This is a genomic window from Mucilaginibacter pedocola, assembly GCF_002013915.1.
Classification (GTDB): Bacteria; Bacteroidota; Bacteroidia; order Sphingobacteriales; family Sphingobacteriaceae; genus Mucilaginibacter; species Mucilaginibacter pedocola.
This window is the reverse complement of sequence record NZ_MBTF01000035.1, coordinates 322274-342429: the sequence shown is the minus strand read 5'-3', so window position 1 is coordinate 342429 and position 20156 is coordinate 322274. Positions and strand designations below refer to the sequence as shown.

At 47.7% G+C, this 20156-nt stretch carries 14 protein-coding genes and 1 tRNA gene; 6 read left to right on the top strand and 9 right to left on the bottom strand.

Annotated features, from left to right (window positions below):
- Positions 1-37 precede the first annotated feature (37 nt).
- The 3 genes from BC343_RS24260 to BC343_RS24250 form a co-directional block, all read right to left on the bottom strand.
- A complete protein-coding gene (locus BC343_RS24260) occupies positions 38-919 on the bottom strand; it encodes an AraC family transcriptional regulator (protein ID WP_078350386.1) in 882 nt (293 codons plus the stop codon).
- Between the two features lie 65 nt (positions 920-984).
- Positions 985-2403 (bottom strand): DUF1501 domain-containing protein, encoded by a 1419-nt coding sequence (locus BC343_RS24255; RefSeq protein WP_078350385.1) that lies wholly within the window; start codon positions 2401-2403, stop codon positions 985-987.
- Positions 2404-2436: 33 nt separating this feature from the next.
- Positions 2437-4824 (bottom strand): DUF1549 domain-containing protein, encoded by a 2388-nt coding sequence (locus BC343_RS24250; protein WP_078350384.1) that lies wholly within the window; start codon positions 4822-4824, stop codon positions 2437-2439.
- 439 nt (positions 4825-5263) lie between these two features.
- On the opposite strand from BC343_RS24250, the gene BC343_RS24245 reads away from it, so the two are divergent.
- Complete coding sequence (locus BC343_RS24245; protein ID WP_078350383.1) at positions 5264-6523, top strand: cation:proton antiporter; 1260 nt, start codon at positions 5264-5266, stop codon at positions 6521-6523.
- A 9-nt stretch (positions 6524-6532) separates the two neighbouring features.
- On the opposite strand, the gene BC343_RS24240 is transcribed toward BC343_RS24245, so the two are convergent.
- Positions 6533-7444, bottom strand: a complete 912-nt coding sequence (locus BC343_RS24240; RefSeq protein WP_078350382.1) for a PIG-L family deacetylase — start codon at positions 7442-7444, stop codon at positions 6533-6535.
- Positions 7445-7820: 376 nt separating this feature from the next.
- On the opposite strand from BC343_RS24240, the gene BC343_RS24235 reads away from it, so the two are divergent.
- From BC343_RS24235 to BC343_RS24220, 4 genes are all read left to right on the top strand, one after another.
- A complete protein-coding gene (locus BC343_RS24235) occupies positions 7821-8942 on the top strand; it encodes a cysteine desulfurase family protein (RefSeq protein ID WP_078350381.1) in 1122 nt (373 codons plus the stop codon).
- 9 nt (positions 8943-8951) lie between these two features.
- Positions 8952-9023, top strand: a tRNA-Cys gene (locus BC343_RS24230).
- 9 nt (positions 9024-9032) lie between these two features.
- Complete coding sequence (locus BC343_RS24225; protein ID WP_078350380.1) at positions 9033-10031, top strand: quinone oxidoreductase family protein; 999 nt, start codon at positions 9033-9035, stop codon at positions 10029-10031.
- A gap of 106 nt (positions 10032-10137) precedes the next feature.
- Positions 10138-12543, top strand: coding sequence for a sensor histidine kinase (locus BC343_RS24220; protein ID WP_078350379.1), 2406 nt, complete (start codon positions 10138-10140; stop codon positions 12541-12543).
- A gap of 89 nt (positions 12544-12632) precedes the next feature.
- Here the strand turns inward: BC343_RS24220 and BC343_RS24215 are convergent, their stop codons facing one another.
- The 5 genes from BC343_RS24215 to BC343_RS24195 all read right to left on the bottom strand — a co-directional run bounded on the left by BC343_RS24215 (position 12633) and on the right by BC343_RS24195 (position 18901).
- On the bottom strand, positions 12633-13424 hold the full coding sequence (locus BC343_RS24215; RefSeq protein WP_078350378.1) for an MBL fold metallo-hydrolase: 792 nt from the start codon (positions 13422-13424) through the stop codon (positions 12633-12635).
- Positions 13425-13434: 10 nt separating this feature from the next.
- Positions 13435-14217, bottom strand: coding sequence for an alpha/beta hydrolase (locus BC343_RS24210; protein WP_078350377.1), 783 nt, complete (start codon positions 14215-14217; stop codon positions 13435-13437).
- A 54-nt stretch (positions 14218-14271) separates the two neighbouring features.
- Positions 14272-15306: an alpha/beta hydrolase gene (locus tag BC343_RS24205; RefSeq protein WP_238381849.1), complete on the bottom strand. Its 1035-nt coding sequence runs from the start codon at positions 15304-15306 to the stop codon at positions 14272-14274.
- Between the two features lie 474 nt (positions 15307-15780).
- On the bottom strand, positions 15781-17163 hold the full coding sequence (locus tag BC343_RS24200) for a sigma-54-dependent transcriptional regulator (RefSeq protein ID WP_078350376.1): 1383 nt from the start codon (positions 17161-17163) through the stop codon (positions 15781-15783).
- Between the two features lie 88 nt (positions 17164-17251).
- A complete protein-coding gene (locus BC343_RS24195) occupies positions 17252-18901 on the bottom strand; it encodes a sigma 54-interacting transcriptional regulator (RefSeq protein ID WP_078350375.1) in 1650 nt (549 codons plus the stop codon).
- A gap of 369 nt (positions 18902-19270) precedes the next feature.
- On the opposite strand from BC343_RS24195, the gene BC343_RS24190 reads away from it, so the two are divergent.
- Positions 19271-20140, top strand: a complete 870-nt coding sequence (locus BC343_RS24190; RefSeq protein WP_078350374.1) for an alpha/beta fold hydrolase — start codon at positions 19271-19273, stop codon at positions 20138-20140.
- Positions 20141-20156 lie beyond the last annotated feature (16 nt).

Below are 20156 nucleotides of genomic sequence, written 5' to 3'. Positions count from 1 at the left end.
GCTGCATCAGATACCGATATCAATTGGCTGATTTCTTCTAAATCCCGCGGGCACGGCTGCGGTACTGGGAGGGCGTATACCCCGTTTTTTCTTTAAAAATTGAAGAAAAATAAAAGTTAGAATCGAAATTTAGCTGAGCGGAAATTTCTTTGATGGGCATACTCCCATTACTCAAAAACTCTTTGGCTTTTTCAATTTTTAGCTGGAGAAAATATTGCCCGGGCGATAAGCTTGTATAACTTTTAAAACGTTTACGAAACCAGGAGTAACCCACGTTAAGCTCTTTTGCCGCCTGCTCTGCCGAGAATGGGTTGCTAATATTTGCCCGAAATAATAGCCGCGCCTTCTCTATAATTGTTTCTTCTTCGGTGCTACCAATTGTGTTCTGTTTCACAATTGCATGGCAGTTGCCTATTAAATGATGCACCACACCGGCTACAAACGGTTGATAGCCGGTTTTTTCGAGCTTAGTTTTTTCTATTATCAAATTAAAAAGGCCAACTATGCCTTCATTGAAACCTATATACTGGCACGGAGAATCGGGCAATATATAATTTGCGCCTACCAGGTTATCAATAACAGGGCCCTTAACACCTACCCAATATTCATCCCAGCCCGTTGTAAAATCCGGTTTATAACGGTGTTTTTCGCCCGGGAAAAGGTATATTATGGTACCGGCTTTTACCGGTATTTGCGGGCAATGCTCCGATTCAAAAATCCCCCCGCCATTGGTAATATAAATAACCTGGTATTCTTCTAACCGGCGCCAGCTTTCCCAGTTAAAATTATGATGGGCAGGATGGTTCTTATAAGGGTAGCTACAGGCCGGCTCTATCCGCGTGCATCCTGCATTCAATACGGTTAAGCCCCAGCTTTCGTCTTCTTTACTTACCGGAAGGTATTTGTAATAATTGATCATTTACAGGCCTAATGGCCGCCCAATATACTATTTATGGGTTTTAATACCGGTATATCGGCGATTGCTTAAGCAAACAACTCCATCACCGGTTTACCCAAACCATCGGGCGTGGTATAAAAAGGGCGCTTCTCAACCAAATAATTAGTATCGGGTGCTATCCCCAGCGCATGGTAAATACTTTGGTGCACCTGGTCTATCACTATCGGGTTCTCAATGGTTTTACATGGGCGCTCATCGGCAGTTTTGCCGTATACGCTGCCTTTTTTTATGCCGCCCCCAAACATCAGCATCGAAACACCATCGGTAAAATGGCGGTGCATACCGTAGTTTTTAATATCCTGTATCACATCAGGCTGGTCAACCTGTTCGGGCACTTTTGCATCAGGGCGCCCTTCCACCATCATATCCCGGCTAAATTCACTGGCCAAAATAACCAGCGTCCTGTCCAGGCGGCCGCTTTTGTCGAGGTCTTTTATCAGTTGCGCTACCGGTCCGTCTATTTGTTTTTTCATATCGATAAGGCGGGTGTAGCCGTTATCATGCGTGTCCCAACCTTTAAACGGCTCGTATTCCGTTGTTACGCTAATAAAACGGGCACCTTGTTCAGTTAGCCTGCGAGCCATCAGGCAACCTAAACCAAATTTACCGGTGTTGTATATGTCATAACTTTCTTTGGGCTCCAAACTCAGGTCGAAAGCTTTAGCTTCGGGCGATTTTAGCAGGATGTATGCCTGTTCCATTGATCTCCGTAAAGATTCTTTTTGATAGTCGCTGCCAAACTCGCCCATCGGGCTTTGGCTGATCAGGTCGTTATACAACTGGTTACGTTTTTCGAACCGGGAAGACGACATGCCCACCGGCGGGCGAACGCTTTCCAGCCCGGATGTTGGGTCGGGCACCAGGAAGGGGCCAAACTCGTTCCCTAAAAAGCCTGCTGTGTGGAAAGCCTTTAGCTCCTCGCCTTCGCCCAGGTTGAAGCGCTGCCCAATGTCGATAAAGGCCGGAATCACCGGATTTTTGGGCCCCAACTGCTTCGCTATCCACGAGCCGATGTGGGGTGCCATAACAGACTGTGGTGGTTTGTAGCAGGTATGCCAATGGTACTGGTGCCTGGAATGCAGGATAGAACCCATATCTGCCGCCACATACGAACGTATCAGCGTCCCCTTATCCATTACCTTACCAATAGACTGCAACCCTTCCGAAAAGTGAATGCCATCTAATATCGTCGGCACCGATTTGAAGGTGCTTAATACGCTATTGGCCTGCATGCCTTTGGTAAAGGGTGTAAACTTTTTAGGGTCGAAGGTATCGGTATGCGCCATGCCGCCGGCCATCCAAAGCAAAATGACTGTATCGGCAGTTGAATGAATGCTTTTGCCGTTACACGAAGACAGAAAACTGCTCATCGGAACACTCCCCGCCATGGCCGCTAATGTAGCCGCACTTGTGTTTTTCAGAAAATCACGCCTGTTCCAGTTCATTTTATATGCGCATCAGTTTGTTGAAATAATTGGTTAATAAATGATCTGGAACTCGGGCAATAACACTACCGCCCAAAACAGATCTTGTATGGCTGCTACACTTGGTGCTTTACCCAGTGCTTTTTTTGCCAGCGTAAACTCCTTCGTCGTCGGTTCCCGCGCCAGCCCTTTGCTATATAATGCTTTTATCAACGTATCAGGATCGTTATACTGCGCTTTCCATTGTTGCGCGCCTTGTTTAAGCATATCGTTAAAACGGCCACCGTTGGTTAGCTCCAGCGCCTGCAATAAATTGGCCTGCGAATCGCGGCTGGTGGCTACCGTTTCGCGGTTTGGCCTGCCCAGGGCGGTTAAAAAGCTATTGTTGGCCACCAGGGATGCCCTAATAATTGCAGGCTTGGTATGTGTATTCTTGTACGCCGCCGCCGTGAATGGATCATACTTTAAGTCGACGGATAAAAACATTGGCGAGATAAGCCCGCTTACGGCATCGGTAAATTGCTCGGCCGTCATGCGTCTGCGCAGCATGCCCTTAAATTTATAGTTGGGATTGTTAATCAGCGCCACTTCCTTAAACCCGACTGATGGTAATTGGTAGGTTTTTGAGGTAGCTATCTGAAAGATGAGCTCCTTCAAGTCAGATCCATTGGCAGAAAAATTGAAAGCCAGCCAGTCCAGCATATCCTGGTCCCAGGGGGCGTTGTCCATCACATCCACCGGCTCTACTATGCCACGCCCCATCATTTGCGCCCAAATACGGTTTACCAGCGTGCGGTACAGGCGGCCATCTTCGGGCTTAACCAAATTTTCGGCTAATTGCCGCTGCTTTACTGCTGCAGTGGCTTTACTGTTTATGGCACCCAGCTGTTGCCATAACATTTTAGGGTCTACATATTTACCCGTTGGTTTATCGCAACGGTTTATTTCTAAAGTAGTATCGGCAAAAATATTGGCAAATGCATATGCGTCGGCCAGTTTCCAATCGCTTATAAAACTGTTATGGCACGAAGCACACTTTAAATTAAGCCCCAAAAACACCTGCGACACGTTTTGCGCCGCCTGCATCTCGGTACGTTGGCTGGAATTTACCACCCCGCGCCATTGTATGCCGGCTATAAACCCCTTCGACGCATCCGTAGGGCTCAGTAATTCTTTCACGAATTGGTTGTAAGGCTTATTGTTTTTTAATGATCGGTACAACCAATCGGTAATGTTAAACCGCCCGCCGGTGATGTACCCGGTACCCGAATAGTCGTTACGTAGCGCATCATTCCAAAATGTTAGCCAGTGCGTTGCGTAGTCGTCCTGCTGATTGAGTAGTTGCCGCACCCACAGCGCTCTTTTATCTGCACGGGGATCTTTTTCAAATTTGTCAAGTTCTGCAGGGCTTGGCAGCAGACCAACTATATCCAAGTATATGCGGCGTAAGTACAATCTGTCGTCAACGGGGGCTGGCCATTGACTGTAGTTTTTTTTGAAGTATTTGTTGGTCCAGAGGTCAATAGGATTTGAAAGGCCCGCCGTAGGCGCAGGTAATACGGGGTTTCGGGGTTCCAGTTTAGCTACGCGGTAAACGCTTGCCTTGCTTCCGTCTTCGGGCCAGGGGGCTCCTTTACTTATCCAAAATTTAACAATAGCAATATCTCTGTCCGCCAGCCTCTTACCTTTCGAAGGCATAACATCTTTATCATCAGCAGGCAGGGAGATCCGGCGAAACAATTCGCTTTCGGTTGTATTGCCGGGAACAATCACCGGGCCGTTTTCGCCACCTTTAAAAGCGAGATGCTTGCCATCAAGCCGTAAACCGCCTTTTACTTTTTCGGCCCCGTGGCATTTATAGCAATTATGCGCCAGTATGGCCCTGACCTCAACATTCAACTCAATTTCTTGCTGTTTGGTTAATTTGGCGGTATCTGCCCCTAAGGAAGCGAGGTTGAAGTTACTGCCCGAAGCGGGTACATAATCTTTATCCCACGGTAGCGTACTCGATAAATAATCGTCGCCATGGGTAAGGCTTGCGCCAAAATGCCCGGCCACCGATACCGTTACCGCCGTTATAAAAAGGATAGTGCGGTATACCAGGAAATTCCCGCTATCTCCGCCACGCCTGTAAAGCAATAGCAGCAACACTAAGCCAAAACCTGCCGTAACAAACCCGAACCATTGATGAATGATAAGTACATTGCCACTGTAATCGCCATGCCGATATAGCAGCCAGCCTAAAAATGCAGCAACAACGGCGGATGCCGCCCCGGTTAAAATCAGGATATTGATACCCGGGCGAAGTTTTGAATGGCGATTTTTCAGCGTGAACAGTTCCAGTATGGCAGCCAATAATAGCAGGCTCACGGGAAAGTGCACAGCCAAAGGATGCAGGCGGCCTAAAAACTCCCAAAGCCAAAACACCTTTTCTGTAGCCATATTTAAATTTTAAGAGCTGTTAATTGGTTTTAATAGCGCCGCCACAATGCCGGGTTAGGTAGCCTGGATAATAACAGGCCTATTGCAGGGGCTATTCAGCAAAACTATCCCGCTGGGGGTGATAATAAATATACGATATGACATATTAATTATAAAATTTGATTCGGGTTGAGAAACAGCTAAGCAATAAACTGATGTTGGTTACCCGCTCATCCGGCTACCACTCTGCAACGGCGAGCAATAGCATCAAAAAGCACTTGGAGCGGTTAATCACCTACTATCCTGGCAAAGGGGATGAATAAATTCAAAAAAGAGTATTAATGAAACAACAAAACATTTTTCATTAAACTATTAAATCTATAGACATTATATACTATACTTGTGCGAATAGTATATACACTCTATCGGCTCTTAAACATTGCTATAATTCTACCGTACCATGGTTTCTAAACTGACCTCATCAGAGATAATACATTTCCTGCTTATACTATTAATTATACTGGTGCCGGCCAGGCTGCTGGGCGAGCTTTGCCGCAGGTACAAACTGCCCGCCATTATAGGCGAAATACTGGCAGGTATACTGGTTGGCCCTACCCTGCTGGGCGCAATATCGCCGGGAGCTTTTGATAACATCTTCCTCTCGGCACCGCATGCTTTCGAGGCTTTCGACGGTATAGCAAACATTGGTATCATCCTGTTGATGTTCATAGCCGGTTTTGAGGTAGACCTGAAACAGATACGAAAAGATGGCAAGCAGGCCATCAGCATCAGCCTTACGGGCATCATTTTCCCTTTTGCTATTGGCTTTGCGGCGGTGTGGTTTTTATACCAGAGCCACTTCGCTAACGAAGCCAATAATCAACTGGTAACCTCGCTGTTCTTTGGTACGGCACTATCAATTACCGCACTCTCGGTTATTACCAAAATACTGCTCGACCTCGACCTGCTTACCACCCGCATAGGCAACATTGTGCTTACCGCAGCCATGGTTGATGATTTTTTGGGCTGGATATTGTTTTCGGTCATCATTCAACTCATGCATGTTGGCAAAGGCGAAGCGTCGTTTTGGTCGGTAATTATTGTGGTAGCATACGCCATTTTTATGCTGACGGGAGGCCGCTGGCTTATACACCGCCTGATGGAAATAGCCGGCAAGGGCGAAAAGCCGGGGCGTGCGCTTACCATGGGCGTTTGCCTTTGCCTGCTTAGTGCCTGCGCTACCGAGGCATTGGGCGTACGTGGCATATTCGGCGCATTTTTGGTAGGCATCGGCATAAACGATTCGCGCTACTTTACCGAAAAACACAAGCATGTTTTACACCAGTTCACCATTAACGTACTGGCACCGCTGTTTTTTGCCTCGGTAGGTTTAAGGCTTAATTTCATCGCCAATTTCAACCTCGAGATAGTGCTTATCATCCTTGTGATTGCATGCCTTGCCAAGCTGGTGGGCGCGGGCATTGGCAGTGCATTAAGCGGCATGAGCAAAAACGAATCGATAGCCGTGGCCTTCGGGATGAATGCAAGGGGATCGCAGGAAATTGTGTTGGGGTTGTTAGGCCTTCAGGCTAAAATAATAAGCGAGCCTGTTTTTGAAGGGCTGGTGATCATGACAGTAGTAACCATGCTTATATCGGGGCCTATAATGAAATACTATTTCCTTAAAGAGCAGAAATTAATATCAGCACCTGCGGGTTAGCAAAATAGCTTAATAGGTTTTTGCCAGGTAAGGTGTAAGTTTCAGCTTGTCAAAAAGCTGCCTGCATTTTTCAAATCGGCCAGCATCATTCTGTTTAAAAAACCAAAATTCCTCCAAATCGCCTTCGTTCATGGTCATTTGGGTAACGCCCTGCGTTTTATGTTCGGCTATTTCCCAGTTAGCTATCACTTTATAGTTTACGCGGTTATGATAGCTGAAGCTTGCGGTACGGTCTATTACAAAAGCTGCGGTATCGGTAGTAGCCTCCGTTTCCGGGTAATTTCGCAAGCTTGTATAGGCAAGCGTCTGCCCTGTTTTGTTCTTTAACGTGGCGCCCAACAGCGTCGGCCTCCTGCCTTCGGGCAAGGAATGCACAATATCAAGCGATAATAATGCAGCGGCTTTATGCGCACCATGCGTATCGGCTTCGGGCAGTAAGCAAAACACAAAATCGTAACTCTTACTCAGCAATACTTTCTTCAGTTCTTTCCCCACCAAAGTAACATTCCAGCAACTATCAAGCGGCTGCCGCTCGTTTAGGGTGAATTTAGAATCCTGCTGCCCGGCAAAGTGGTATTCAGATACGCCAAGTATCTTCCCGGCGTTCATCAATTCCTGTTTACGTATGCGTGGTAAATTTTGCCTGCCGGTTTGCTCGTCGGTCAAATCGCGCCCATAAAATGCTTCGGCAAGTGTGGCGTATTTAAAACCAGCCTCGCCATTAGTAATCACAAACAGGTCTACCGTACCGTGCTGTTCCTTGGCTATTTTATATAAGGTTACCGAGAATGTGCTTTCATCATCAGGGTGCGCCATTACCACCAGCACGCGTGGCGGCTTCGCAGCCTCCTGCGCAACAGCATTTATAGATATATGCTTCAGTACTAAAAACAGCAGTAAAAATTTCAGGGAAGTGCGCATGGTGTTATTTAAAGTAAAAAGAAAGAGCTCCTGATGGGCAGGAACTCTTTACAACCAATTATAAACCTTAATGAAGAGAAGCTGTGTAAGAACGATTTGAAAAACTAAAAGAATCAATACTAAGCTTTAAAAACGTTGTGGTGCAAACATAAAAATAATTTCTACTATTTCTATAGAATTTATAGAATTAATTCTATTTTTGCATCAACAAATATTTACTGATCTTATTATTTGCTATCAAAACTACAGCATCCTTGCCCGCGCAAGGATGCTTTTTAAACTACTACTACCATGAAACTGCGCTTGTATTGTTGTTGATAAAACCCCTTCCCCCATCGTCCTTAAAACATCTATCTACTTTATTTTATCTACTACTATGGGTATTTATCTCGACAATGCTTCGTCTACCCCTATACATCCGGAAGTATTCAGCGCCATGGCGCCTTACTATTTAGAGCACTTTGGCGATACCGGCGCCAATAACTCCTATGGGCGCAAGGCAAAAGAGGCCATAGAGAACAGCCGCGCCACTATAGCAACTTTATTAAAGGTACCCGCCGATGCCATTGTTTTTACCGCTAACGGTACCGAAGCAAATACACTTGCCATTACCACAGCAATTGCTGCACAAGGCATCGACCACGTTATAACCACACCGTTTGAACATAGCGGCGTGCTTAACACCCTGAGCACCCTGCAGAAAAAACATAATGCCCGTATCAGTTTCCTGAAGCACGATAGGATAGGCCGGCTCGATCTGGATCATTTAGAATACTTGCTACGAACCAATACCCGCAACCTAATTTCGGTAACACATGCAAACCCCTTAACCGGGCTTATTAACCCTATTGCACAAATTGCCGAAACAGGCAAACGTTTTGGAGCAACGGTACATGCCGATACTACGCAAACCATAGGCACCCTTCCCCTTCAACCCGAAAAGCTGAACCTTGACTTTGCATCGGCATCGGCAAATAAATTTCATGGGCCTTTGGGTGCCGGCTTTTTGATTAACCGCAAAGCAAAGCGCATCAATAACCCTTTGTATGGCAACGGGCGGCACCAGGCCAACTGGGGAACCGCAAATGTTGCCGCTATAGTGGGCCTGGCCAAAGCGCTGGAGATAGCCTACTGGGATATAGACAATACAAGCGCATACATCCAAAACTTGAAAAACAGGCTGATAGCCAAACTGCAGGAACATGTTCCGGGTGTGCGGATAAACGGCGGGAAACTGCAAGAAAGCCTGCCAAGTATCTTAAGCGTAAGCTTTCCGCATTGGGGTAACCGCCCACTGAGCGATTACCTGGAGGATATAGATGTTACCGTATCGGGAGGCACTGATTACACCTCACAATCCGGAGCTGTTTTTAAAGCGTTAGGCATACAAACCGAGATGGAAACTATCCGCTTCTCGTTCAGTTATAAAAACACCGTGGCTGAAATAGATGAAGTTGCGGCAAGCCTGGCAGCCTTACTGAAAAACGTGGCCGCCTAAAATAGCAATGGTGGAGTGGCCGAGTGGTTAGGCGGAGGTCTGCAAAACCTCTTACGGCGGTTCGAACCCGCCCTCACACCTCATTAAACCATGAAAGCAATTACCCTGAAAGCCTTTGGCGACAGTTCCAATTTCGAGCTTACCAACCTGCCTGTTCCCGCCGTTGGGCCAAATGATGTATTGGTGCAAATAAAAGCAACGGCCTTTAACCCCATTGACTACCAAATGCGCAAAGGGCTGCGCGAAAGCGCGCTGATGCGCTCGCCTATATTAGGGCGCGAGTTTTCGGGCGTGGTGGTTGGTACGGGCAGCAACGCCAAAAAGTTTACCCCCGGCGATGCTGTTGTAGCCCTTGCCGGCAGCCTGGGCAGCAATGGCACCTATGCCGAATACATTGCCATAAACCAGAAGCTGCTGGCCAAAAAACCGGCGGGTATTTTCTTCGAGGAGGCAGCGGCCATTCCTTCGTCGGGGCTTACGGCCTGGGAAACTATTACCAGGGCAGGCATAAAGCCCGATGATAGTATTTTTATTGCCGGAGCAACCGGCGGCGTGGGCCGCTTCCTGATCAAACTCCTTAAACTAAATGGCATAAATGATATAACGGCAACCGCAGGCAACCCGCAAAGTGTTGATTCGCTGATTGCGCTTGGGGTAGATAGCAATCGTATTGTTAATTACAACGCGGATAACCTTACCGATGCTATACTGAAAACAAACGGGCGGCAAAAATTCGATTACGTTGCCGACCTTGCCGGTGGCACAATAACCGAGGCGGCTGCAAGCGTGTTAAAAATAAACGGCACCTACCTTGATGTTACCTTTTTAAGTACCGAAGAAGCGAGGGAGATACTGTTTGATAGTGCCTGCAATATTTACAACATAGCGGCTTTTGCCTACGGGCTATCGGGTAATTTAGAGTGGTATGGCAACACGCTGGAGCAGATCAACAACCTCATCAGCACCGGGCAACTCAGCGCACCCGATGTTAACGTTATTGGCGGCCTTAGCGTAGCCACCGTTCAGGAAGCGCACCGCCTGATGGAAAGTAACCAGATTTTCGGGAAGAAGATAGTGATGTCCATTTAATGACCTAAACAGGCACTTTTTTGTTTAGCGTATAGCTATTAGGAGTTAACCTATTTTTTCGTAAATTACACGTTGAGGATTTTTTGCGCCGCTCAACAGTTTTTTTATGAAACCTGCCTTTCATTTTGCGACTATCGTGTTGCTGGCTTTTAGCTTAAAAGCAAATGCGCAATACTTCCCAAGAGAGCGCGAGGGCACACAGACAGATATTACCAAAGCCATCATCAACCTCAACGCCAGTAAACCGGGGCAGGAGCGTATACAGGCCATGCTAAACCTGGGCACCTGGTACCTTTTTAAACCATTTCAATCAAAAACAGATATCGATAGTGCTTTTTTGCTGGCCAACAATGCAAAGCAGTTAAGCCTTAAGTTGAAATACACCGCCGGCTACCAGGAGGCCGTAATGCTTACAGCAGGCTGTTACTCCGAACGTGGCGACCGGGCGGCGGCTAAAGCGCAACTCAAATTCTTATCGGGCCAGGCCAAAGTAACGCTGCTTACCTACATTGGCGACCAATATTATTACATAGCCTATGGGGCAGGCCCGGTGCCGGGGCTGGTGTACCTTGATACGGCCATTACCTATTACCGCGCAAAATTTGCAGAAAGTAAAAAACTAAAATCGGATAAACTCATCCACCAATCGATAGAGCACCTGTTGCATTGCAGCGAAATGTTTAGGGAGGCTGGTAGAGTGGCCGATGCCGACAAGCAGGTAAAGTGGCTGAAAACTGAGGCAGGGAAGATAGGCTACCCCGTAACCGATATAAGGCAGCACCTTGCAGCAGCGCAAAAATCACTCTACGCGGGCGACTATACCTTATCAATGAAGGAAACCCTTAGTGCCTTGAAATTGCTGGATGCCCAAACTTCCGATCACGACAGAGGATCGCTTTACCGGCAGGCAGGTAATTTGTACCGGCTTACCTACGATTATAAAAAAAGCAATTATTACTACAACCTGATACTTGCCGAACCCGAGAGGTTCGAGTCGGCAGCCACTATTTATGGTGTGGTAAATAATGTGAGTTATAATTTAGGCATGCTTGGCCGCCCGCAAGAAGGCCTGGACCTGGTTTTAGGTTTTGGCAAAAGGTACACTCCAAAAACAGATGGCGATGAATATTACCTGCAGCGCGCCTTAGGCCAAAATTACGCGAGGGTAAACCGGCCCGATCTTGCTGTAAAATATTTACTGGCCTCGATACAACTCATCGGAAAAGCCAGGTTAAGCCCTTCTGCAGATTACCGTTATTTAGGCGATGCTTACCTTGCACTGGGCGAAGTAAAAAAAGCATCTGAGGCCTTTGAAAAATCCGCCGAGTTATCATCGGGGCAACATGCGGCATTCATCAGTTCGCTTTATAAAGCCCGCTCGCATACCGATTCGCTGCTGGGAAATTATCAAAGCGCTTTGGGCCATCTGCTACAGAGCAAACGGATAGACGACTCGATATACACCGAGAGTAAAGAAAAACACACGCAGGAGCTTGAAGTGCAATACGAAACGCAGAAGAAAGAGGCCTTGCTTGCCCAACGCGCGGCCAACATTGCTTTTTTAAAGCAAACAAATTCGCTGCAAGTACAAAACGCCAAATTACAGGCGGTAAAACTAAGCCAGGCCGATCAGCTCGTGGCGAACAACAAAGCACTAATTAAGTTACGCGAGCATGATCTGGAGTTAAAAACCAAGGACTACCAATCCGTTAGCCAGATAGCCGCCCTGCAACACACCCAGCTGGAGCAGGCCAGCCTTAACAAGCGCATTACCGCCACCGTTATTGGGTTGTTGGTGGTCATCATTATTTTGATCTACAGGCAATTTCGGCAAAAACGCAAAAGCAGCCAATTGGTTAGCGAGAAAAACGAACAGCTAAGCAAATTGCTCAACGAGAAGGAATGGCTGCTAAAAGAGGTGCACCACCGCGTAAAAAACAATTTGCAAACCATTGTTAACCTGCTCGAGTCGCAATCAGACCATCTGGCCGAACCGGCGCTCTCCGCAATCGAAACCAGCAAGAACCGCATCTTCGCCATGTCGCTCATTCATCACAAACTATACCTGTCAGACGAGAGCACAAAAATTGATATGCCGGTTTACATCAGCGAATTGGTTAGTTTTTTACGCGAGACATTTTCGGGCAGGCCCATTGTATTTAATATTGATGCCGACCCGGTTAAGCTCGATGCCACCCGTGCCATCCCCATAGGCCTTATCATTAATGAACTGGTGACTAACTCCTTAAAATATGCTTTCAGGGAACAGCAGAAAGGCATTATCAGCATAGCGCTGAAAGTACAGGCAGACTGCTCGGCTACCCTTACCATTGCTGATAATGGCATTGGCCTACCCGGCGGGCAACTCAGCGAAGAACCCAAAACAATGGGGCTAAAACTCGTTAGAGGCCTCACCCGGCAACTGGATGGGGAACTGAACATCCAAAGCAGCAAGGGTACAACCTTTGTAATATGTTCTATCAATATCCACGAAGCGGCGGCTGTTATTTAAACCACTAAAAGGTAGGTTTTATGATAAAAAAAATAGGAAAATAGCTTAATGCCATTCCCCTATCGGTATCTACTAAAAAACTTTCCGCTTTACCTCCCCGTAACAAGCGTAGGTTCGCCGGGGGTTAAAAACTGTGTGCGGTCGCGGGTATATTCGTTAGCGTATAAAGTGGTCATCAGCGCCGCTTCGCTTTCCTTAAAGTGCGACCAGCCCTGTGTATGCACCGGGAATATTTTATTAGGCTTTATTACCTCTGCAGCGCGAATGAGTTGCTCCGCATCCATGGTATATTTAGCACAGCCTGTAAGGTAACGGAACTGCACAGCGCCTACATTAAATATCCCCACATCCACTTTAAAACGGGCAGCAACCTCATCAATGCCCTTAAAATAAACCGTATCTCCCGAAAGGTAAATAACGCCCTGCTCCTGCTCGTCATATTCGATAACGAAGCCAATCACCTTACCCGAAATAAACTCGGGCAGCCACCACGGGCGGTGTTGCGCGGGTGTGGCCGTTATGCGCAGCCCCTTTAATTTAGGCGTTAAAATTTCGGCTGTTTCCCATTCGCGCAAACCCTGCACACCGGGGATGGCCCTGCTTGCCGGCACCGTAGATATCACTTTTTTAGCGGTGCGAAGAAAAGCTTCCCCGGCATGGTCCAGGTTGTCGCGGTGTTGATGATGGCTTAGTAAAACAAGGTCAATGCCCTCCAGCATCGGGGGCAGGTAACTGGGGCCACCCGTCTTGCGCGAAACCGCGCCATAGCCATGGTAATCCCAACCTCCCGCCCTATCCAAAGTAGGGTCGGTAAGTATTTTATAACCGTTGATATCTATCAGCAGGCATGCGGTATCTATATGGGTTAGTTGCAGGGCCATCGTTTACAATTTAATTCCTGTCCAGCCAGTCCAGAATATAGTCGGCGTCTTCTTTCCAAATTGGCAGACCGAGTACAAAGTGGTTGCGCCCTTTAAATTCTTTGTACTCCAGCACCGATCCATTCCGCTCATACTTCTCAAAGTTGCGTTTATTCAAGTGCGCGGGAATGATATGGTCTTCGTCGCCGGCGGTTATCAGCAAGGGGGCATGTGCTTTCTTCCAGTCAACAGCTGCTGCACTGGTAAGCCCGCCGCGTGCTACCCGCTTAGATTCGGGCACGGCAAGGTCCTGATAGGCTTTACGTTGTTTAGCTGCCGGCAGGCCGTTCACAAAGGCATACTTAAAGGTATCGAACGACATCATGTAGGTATTATCGAGTGAAGTAAACAAACCCAGGGCCCGCCATGTCGACCGCAGGAAAGATAACTCGTACGGGAATATGCCCTGTGGCGGCACGGGATGTATAGCCACAGCCTTTTGCGCCAGCCCGCGGTTAACCAGTATCTGTGTGATAAGCCCGCCAAGCGAATGGCCAATAATAATGGGCTTCTGCGGCAGCGCTGCCGCAATATCGGCATAGTGGTTCGCCAGTTCATCCAGCGTGAGCCGCGCCAGGTTGGTATCATCGGGTTGGCGCGCCCTTAGTTGCGCGGCGGTCCCGCCATCCTTATGCGGCCAGGGAGGGGCAATAGTATCATAACCCTTACTTTCAAAATAAGGGCGCCACTCGTCCCAGCAGTTATGGCTTACAAAAGCTCCTGTAATAAATAATATAGTATCAGATTTTTTCATGTTGATGTAGGGTAACAAGGCATTGGGTTGCCTGCGTATGTAACTGTGTTAGGTTTACTTAAGGTATTTTTTGAGTTCGGCAGCGGCCTGCAAAAACAGCGATTTTGTCTGCGGGATAGTGGCCAGCCCGTTTAGCAAACCAAAATCATGAATAACATCGTTATACCTTACTGTAGTAACCGTTACGCCGGCATCGCTCAGTTTAGTACCGTAAGCTTCGCCTTCATCGCACAGTATATCGTTCTCAGCGGTTTGTATAAGTGTTGGCGGCAGGCCTTTCAGTTGTTCTAAACTGGCTTGCAACGGCGATGCATATATTTCTTTCCGTTTTTCAACCGGGATGTATTGGTCCCACATCCACTTCATCAGGCTGCCTGTAAGAAAACGCTGCGTGGCGTACTTTGCCCACGATTCGTTGCTGAACCCGGCATCGGTAACTGGCCAAAACAATACCTGCACTTTGTAAAGCGACAAGCCATTTTGTTTGGCCATTAAGGCAGATGCCGTGGCCAAATTGCCACCGGCGCTATTGCCCACTATGCCCATGCGGCTGCCGTCAACGCCAATTTGGGCACCGTTTTGTTTCACCCATCTGGCAGCGGCATAAACTTCATTCACCGGAACGGGGTATTTGGTCTCGGGCGCGCGGGAGTAATTAACAAATACGCCCGCATAGCCTGTAAGTACGCTCAGGTCGCGCACCATGCGTTTGTGGGTAGGGTAATCGCCGAGTACCCAACCGCCGCCATGGATGAACAGGAACACCGGCAGCTTACCAACCGCGCCTTTGGGGCGAACGATGTTCAGCGTGATCTTGTACCCGTCTGCGGTGATCACCTTCTCCGTTTCGGTAATGCCAGATAGGTCTACGGGTACCTTCTGCGCCCCTACAAGCACATTGCGGGCATCGGGAACCGGCATGGCCTCTAATGGTGTACCGCCGCCGTTTAACGGTTTTAAGAAGGACTTAACAGCTGGTGATAAATGCGGGTCGGTGGCGTAATCTACCTGCGCCTCTGCGGTACGGGTGTTCAGCAGGGCCGCAAACAACAGTGCGGCCATCATGCTCGTTTTTAAGTTATTATTCATTGTGTTTTGGGATTTGGCTTATCATGTCGGTCCTAATGGCTTTCGGCACCAACAATGCAAGCACCACTCCAACAGGAACAATTACCTATAAATGAACAAGTTAATTATAAACAGCCTCAAGTAATCACAACGGTATTTCGTTTTTTATTGCTATTTAGATAGCAGGAAGCTATCGCATCAACCGATGGTCCGAACCTAAAGCCAACCGCTGGTTTTTGATGCCTTGCGGTACTGTTTATAAGCCGCCAATAAAATAGTGAGCTGGCAGCCGCACACCACTGCCCGGGTGATAAAGTAGATGAGGTTTTCCATAATGGGTTTTTTATCAGCCATTACACAAAACACACCAAATGCTCAATTATCTAATTATCAACAAATTAAACAAGAAAACACGACCCTTTCGATAGCTATATTTCGTTATTTAACGCAATACAATGGGTTGTAGCAGATCTCGGCAGGCGGCCGTTAGTATGGTTAACCGGAAATATCGTTCTTTTTAATACCCAATTTTTTGATCTTGGAGGCTAAGGTAGAATAAGGCAGGTTCAGCATTTCGGCAGCGCCGCCGGGGCCGGCAAGCTTGCCCTTCGCAAGTTTCAGCACTTTAATAATATGGTCTATATCATTCTCCTCCATAGTTTTTACCCGCCCGCCGCCGCTTTCGGGTTCCTGGTAAGTAGCCGGCGATGGCAATTCAATATGGTTGATGAGTTTACCGTCGGCCAAAAGCATATGCCGCTCTATAAGGTGCTCCAGTTCGCGTACGTTGCCCGGCCAGTTATAGTCTATAAGCGCAGCCATGGCCCTTGTTGAAAGCCCGCCAATGTTTTTACTCAGCCGCTTATTAAAAGTTGTTATAAAATGCGCAGCTAACAGCGGAATATCTTCTTTTCGTTCGCGCAAGGGCGGCAAAGTTACCGGGAATACGTTAAGCCTGTAGTACAGGTCCATCCTGAAAGTGCCTTTTGCAACTTCTTTTTCCAGGTTTTTATTGGTGGCGGCTATAACTCTTACATCTACAGTTATCGTACCCTTGCCGCCCAAGCGTTCAATTTCCTTTTCCTGCAGCACGCGTAACAGCTTCACCTGCAGATCGGCCGGCATATCGCCAATTTCATCAAGGAAAATAGTGCCGCCATGGGCCTGCTCAAATTTACCTATACGCCTTTCTACTGCGCCGGTGAAAGCGCCTCGTTCGTGCCCGAACAGTTCCGATTCTATCAGCGTTTGCGGTAAGGCGGCGCAATTTATCTTTACTAAGGGCTTAGCACGCCTTTTAGAAAGGTGGTGAATGCTATCTACTATCAACTCTTTACCGGTACCACTTTCGCCAAGTATCAAAACCGAAGTATCTACCGGCGCTACCACCTTAATGAGGTTTAGTACGTGCAAAATTTTATGGCTTTCGCCTATGATGCCCTTTATACCAGGCGCCTGCACAAATTTTTCTTCGAGGATGGCCTGGTGGCGCTGATTTAGTTTTTGTTTTTGCTCGTGCAGATAGGCAGCTATGTTCAGGGTACTCAACACGTCTCTTTCGCGAAATGGTTTTACCAGGAAGCCGTATGGTTCGGTCTTTTTAGCCTCATCGAATATGCTGCTGTTGGAGTTGGCAGAAAGAAACACAAAGGCAATTTGCATGGCCTTAAGTTGCTGAGCCAGTTGTATACCGTTCTCGGGGCCTTTTAACCGGATATCCAGCAGCACAACATCCGGTTTTTCGCGGTTTATCATTTTCAAGGCTTCCGCAACAGACATAGCTATGCCCATAACAGCAAAGCCCGCTTTCTCCAATACACGCTCCAGCCCGCTTGCTTCAATAAATTCATCTTCAACAATAAGTACCTTTCTTTTCATTTATCTGGAATTAAAGCAACGTGCCGGCCGTGTTACGAATTTACCCTTTAACGCCGAAAAAGCAAAGCTTGCCTTCGGGCATGTATGGTTACAAAACCGCCTGATGCCCATTGCTGAAAACCTTTTGCTTTTTGGCGATATTTAGCTTCACTATTTTAGAATTTAAGGTTGATACCGGCACTCCCAGCAGCCCGGCCGCGCCAAAATACCCGGATATCTTCCCGTTGCAAAGCCGAAGCACGTGGCAAATATGTTCCCGCTCGTTTTCTTCCAGCGTTTGCACTGCGGTGTTGCTGCAATACTTGCCGGGTGGCTTATCTGTTGCGTCGGTAAAAAGGTTAAGTTCTTTAATGGTTGGCCCGGTTGCCATTAATACGCATCGTTCAAACACGTGCTCCAGCTCGCGCACGTTTCCCGGCCAATCATAGGCCATCAGTTCCTGTTCTGCTTTTTTAGAGAGTCCTTCTACTTTTCGGTTCAGTTTGCCCGAAAACTTTTTGATAAAAAACCGGGCCAACGGCAGCAGGTCGGTTTGGCGCAGGCGTAGCGGCGGTAACAGTATGGGGAATACATTAAGCCTGTAGTACAGGTCGCTCCTGAAACGGCCGGCGGCAACCTCTTTCAGCAAATCGCGATTGGTGGCTGCTATTATACGTATGTTCACTTTTATGGGGCTTTTTCCTCCTATGCGCTCTATTTCCCTTTCCTGCAGGGCGCGTAATAACTTTGCCTGTTGTTCGAGGGGTAATTCGCCAACCTCATCTAAAAACAGCGTGCTGTTGTCGGCCAGCTCAAACTTTCCTATCCGGCGTTCTGTAGCACCGGTAAAACTGCCCTTTTCGTGGCCAAACAATTCGCTTTCTACCAGGTTGGCGGGCAGCGCAGCGCAATTCACTTTTATCATGGGGCGATTCTTCCGGGGCGAGGCTGCATGTATGGCCTGCGCTATCAGTTCCTTCCCGGTTCCGGTTTCGCCAAGTAGCAGTACTGTAGTATCGCTGTAAGCCACCCGCTCCACCCTGTTAAATACTTCAAGCATTTGGGGGCTGTTGCCAATCACCTCTTTATTGCTAACTGTATTATAGGCTTGTTGCTGTGAATAAGTACGTTCTTCTGCCAGCTGCTGTTTATAATGTGCTATCTCTTTGAGGTGTGCTGCGGCCCTTTCGTTCGCCAGTATATTTGCAAGGGCAATGGCCAACTGGGCAACCACCCCTTTAAAAAAGCCTCCCGTTAATATCTCGCTATCGGCATCTTTATCAGGTTCTATCCACAAAATACCGATATGTTGATGCCCTACTCGTAAGGCCACGCCAACAATTTTGCTTATACCCATAGCGCGCCAAAAGGCCACATACCCGGGGGCATCGCAGCGTTTGGCCTGCCCGGCAATGCTGAAAGGCACCGGATCGGCAGAATTGAGTACCATATTGGCCAGCCCATCATTAATGCAAAACCGGGCATTCATCATTTCTTTAAAATCTGCACGGCGCGCGTAATGGGAATTGGCATTGATCAGAAAACTGCCGTGAGTGTGCGTTGCTTCATCTATTGTTGATATCAGGTAGTCCTTCATACCGCAAACCCTTTTCAACCTGTCGTTAATAGCACTGCTTAAATCGGCCTTGCTGCGTGCCTGGGCAATGCTGTATGAATAACTTAACAGCAGGTTCTTCTGCTCATCATTAATACTCAAATGAACTTGCGTTCGAGAGGGTTGGGTGTAGGTGCTGTTCATGTGCCGGTAAGGTTTTTAGATGTAGGTGAGGTTCGCAAAATCCTTGTATACAAAATCATGCCCAATTTCAAATACCTGATTATCAAATAAATAAAATCAACCCCTTCTCAAAATTGTCGAAATGCCGACATCAGCACGCTTTTACTATCGAAATATCGATACTCCCTCAACACTGCGCAGAGTTATAAGGCAATACTGCCTCTGTTTTAAGCCCCGCACGGGCTACCAGCTTTAAACCTGTCGCTATTTCGACAATAGCTGATATTTCGCAAGCTTATTGGGCAAATACCAGCAACCAATATTTTAAATATCAACCACTTAAGCAAACAAGCCCAATTTATGCGTAGCGTGAACATAAAACCTTAAAACATGGAAACAAACACAACATCTGCGCCCAATGACGCTCGCAACGCGCCCACACGATACCTGCCCGGCGAGCAGGGGAAAATTGCCTACCGCGTTATAGGCAAAGGAACGCCTATTATCCTCTGCAACCGCTTCCGGGGGATACTCGATACTTGGGACCCTGCCTTTTTAGATACTCTTGCACAAAAGCACCAGGTGATCATTTTCGATTACCCGGGCATCGGCTTGTCTGATGGGCAATTGCCGCACAATATGCTTGATGTGGCCAAGGCGGTGAATAGCGTGGCAGCAGCGTTCGAGCTGGAGAACTTCGATCTGCTGGGCTGGTCGTACGGAGGAGCCGTTGCGCAAACTTACGCTTCAAACTTTGGCGATAAAGTGAAGAATTTGATACTGATAGGCGCCAACCCGCCGGGCAAAAACGATGCGCCCTTAGAACAGGCATTTTTAGATGCTGCCTTTAAGCCTTATAACGACCTGCGGGATGATGAGGTATTATTTTTTGAACCCAACATACCCGCGAGCGTAGAGGCTGCTAAACTTTCGCGTGAACGGATAGCATCCCGCAAAGCTGACTTAAGCATAGCAGTTACGCCCGATAAATTTGGCGACTATTTTAAAGGGGTTGCCGACTATCAGCAAGATAGTTATGCCAGCCGGGAAAAATTAGCAACGGCGCCATTCCCAATACTTATTCTCTCGGGCGACCACGACCCAAGTTGCCCGGTAGAAAACTGGTTCCCGCTGGTACGCGTTTGGAAATCGGCACAGTTGCACGTAATAGGCAGTTCGGGTCATGCCCCGCAATACGAATTTCCCGAATATTCGGTTAAACTTATCGATCTGTTCCTGGGCGGCCTCTCCGCCAAATAAACCCGGTACAGGGTTA

Bases quoted from the DNA above. Each gene is read 5' to 3' on its own strand.
- BC343_RS24260 (WP_078350386.1), bottom strand. From the start codon at position 919: ATGATCAATTATTACAAATACCTTCCGGTAAGTAAAGAAGACGAAAGC.
- BC343_RS24255 (WP_078350385.1), bottom strand. From the start codon at position 2,403: ATGAACTGGAACAGGCGTGATTTTCTGAAAAACACAAGTGCGGCTACA.
- BC343_RS24250 (WP_078350384.1), bottom strand. From the start codon at position 4,824: ATGGCTACAGAAAAGGTGTTTTGGCTTTGGGAGTTTTTAGGCCGCCTG.
- BC343_RS24245 (WP_078350383.1), top strand. From the start codon at position 5,264: ATGGTTTCTAAACTGACCTCATCAGAGATAATACATTTCCTGCTTATA.
- BC343_RS24240 (WP_078350382.1), bottom strand. From the start codon at position 7,444: ATGCGCACTTCCCTGAAATTTTTACTGCTGTTTTTAGTACTGAAGCAT.
- BC343_RS24235 (WP_078350381.1), top strand. From the start codon at position 7,821: ATGGGTATTTATCTCGACAATGCTTCGTCTACCCCTATACATCCGGAA.
- BC343_RS24225 (WP_078350380.1), top strand. From the start codon at position 9,033: ATGAAAGCAATTACCCTGAAAGCCTTTGGCGACAGTTCCAATTTCGAG.
- BC343_RS24220 (WP_078350379.1), top strand. From the start codon at position 10,138: ATGAAACCTGCCTTTCATTTTGCGACTATCGTGTTGCTGGCTTTTAGC.
- BC343_RS24215 (WP_078350378.1), bottom strand. From the start codon at position 13,424: ATGGCCCTGCAACTAACCCATATAGATACCGCATGCCTGCTGATAGAT.
- BC343_RS24210 (WP_078350377.1), bottom strand. From the start codon at position 14,217: ATGAAAAAATCTGATACTATATTATTTATTACAGGAGCTTTTGTAAGC.
- BC343_RS24205 (WP_238381849.1), bottom strand. From the start codon at position 15,306: ATGAATAATAACTTAAAAACGAGCATGATGGCCGCACTGTTGTTTGCG.
- BC343_RS24200 (WP_078350376.1), bottom strand. From the start codon at position 17,163: ATGAAAAGAAAGGTACTTATTGTTGAAGATGAATTTATTGAAGCAAGC.
- BC343_RS24195 (WP_078350375.1), bottom strand. From the start codon at position 18,901: ATGAACAGCACCTACACCCAACCCTCTCGAACGCAAGTTCATTTGAGT.
- BC343_RS24190 (WP_078350374.1), top strand. From the start codon at position 19,271: ATGGAAACAAACACAACATCTGCGCCCAATGACGCTCGCAACGCGCCC.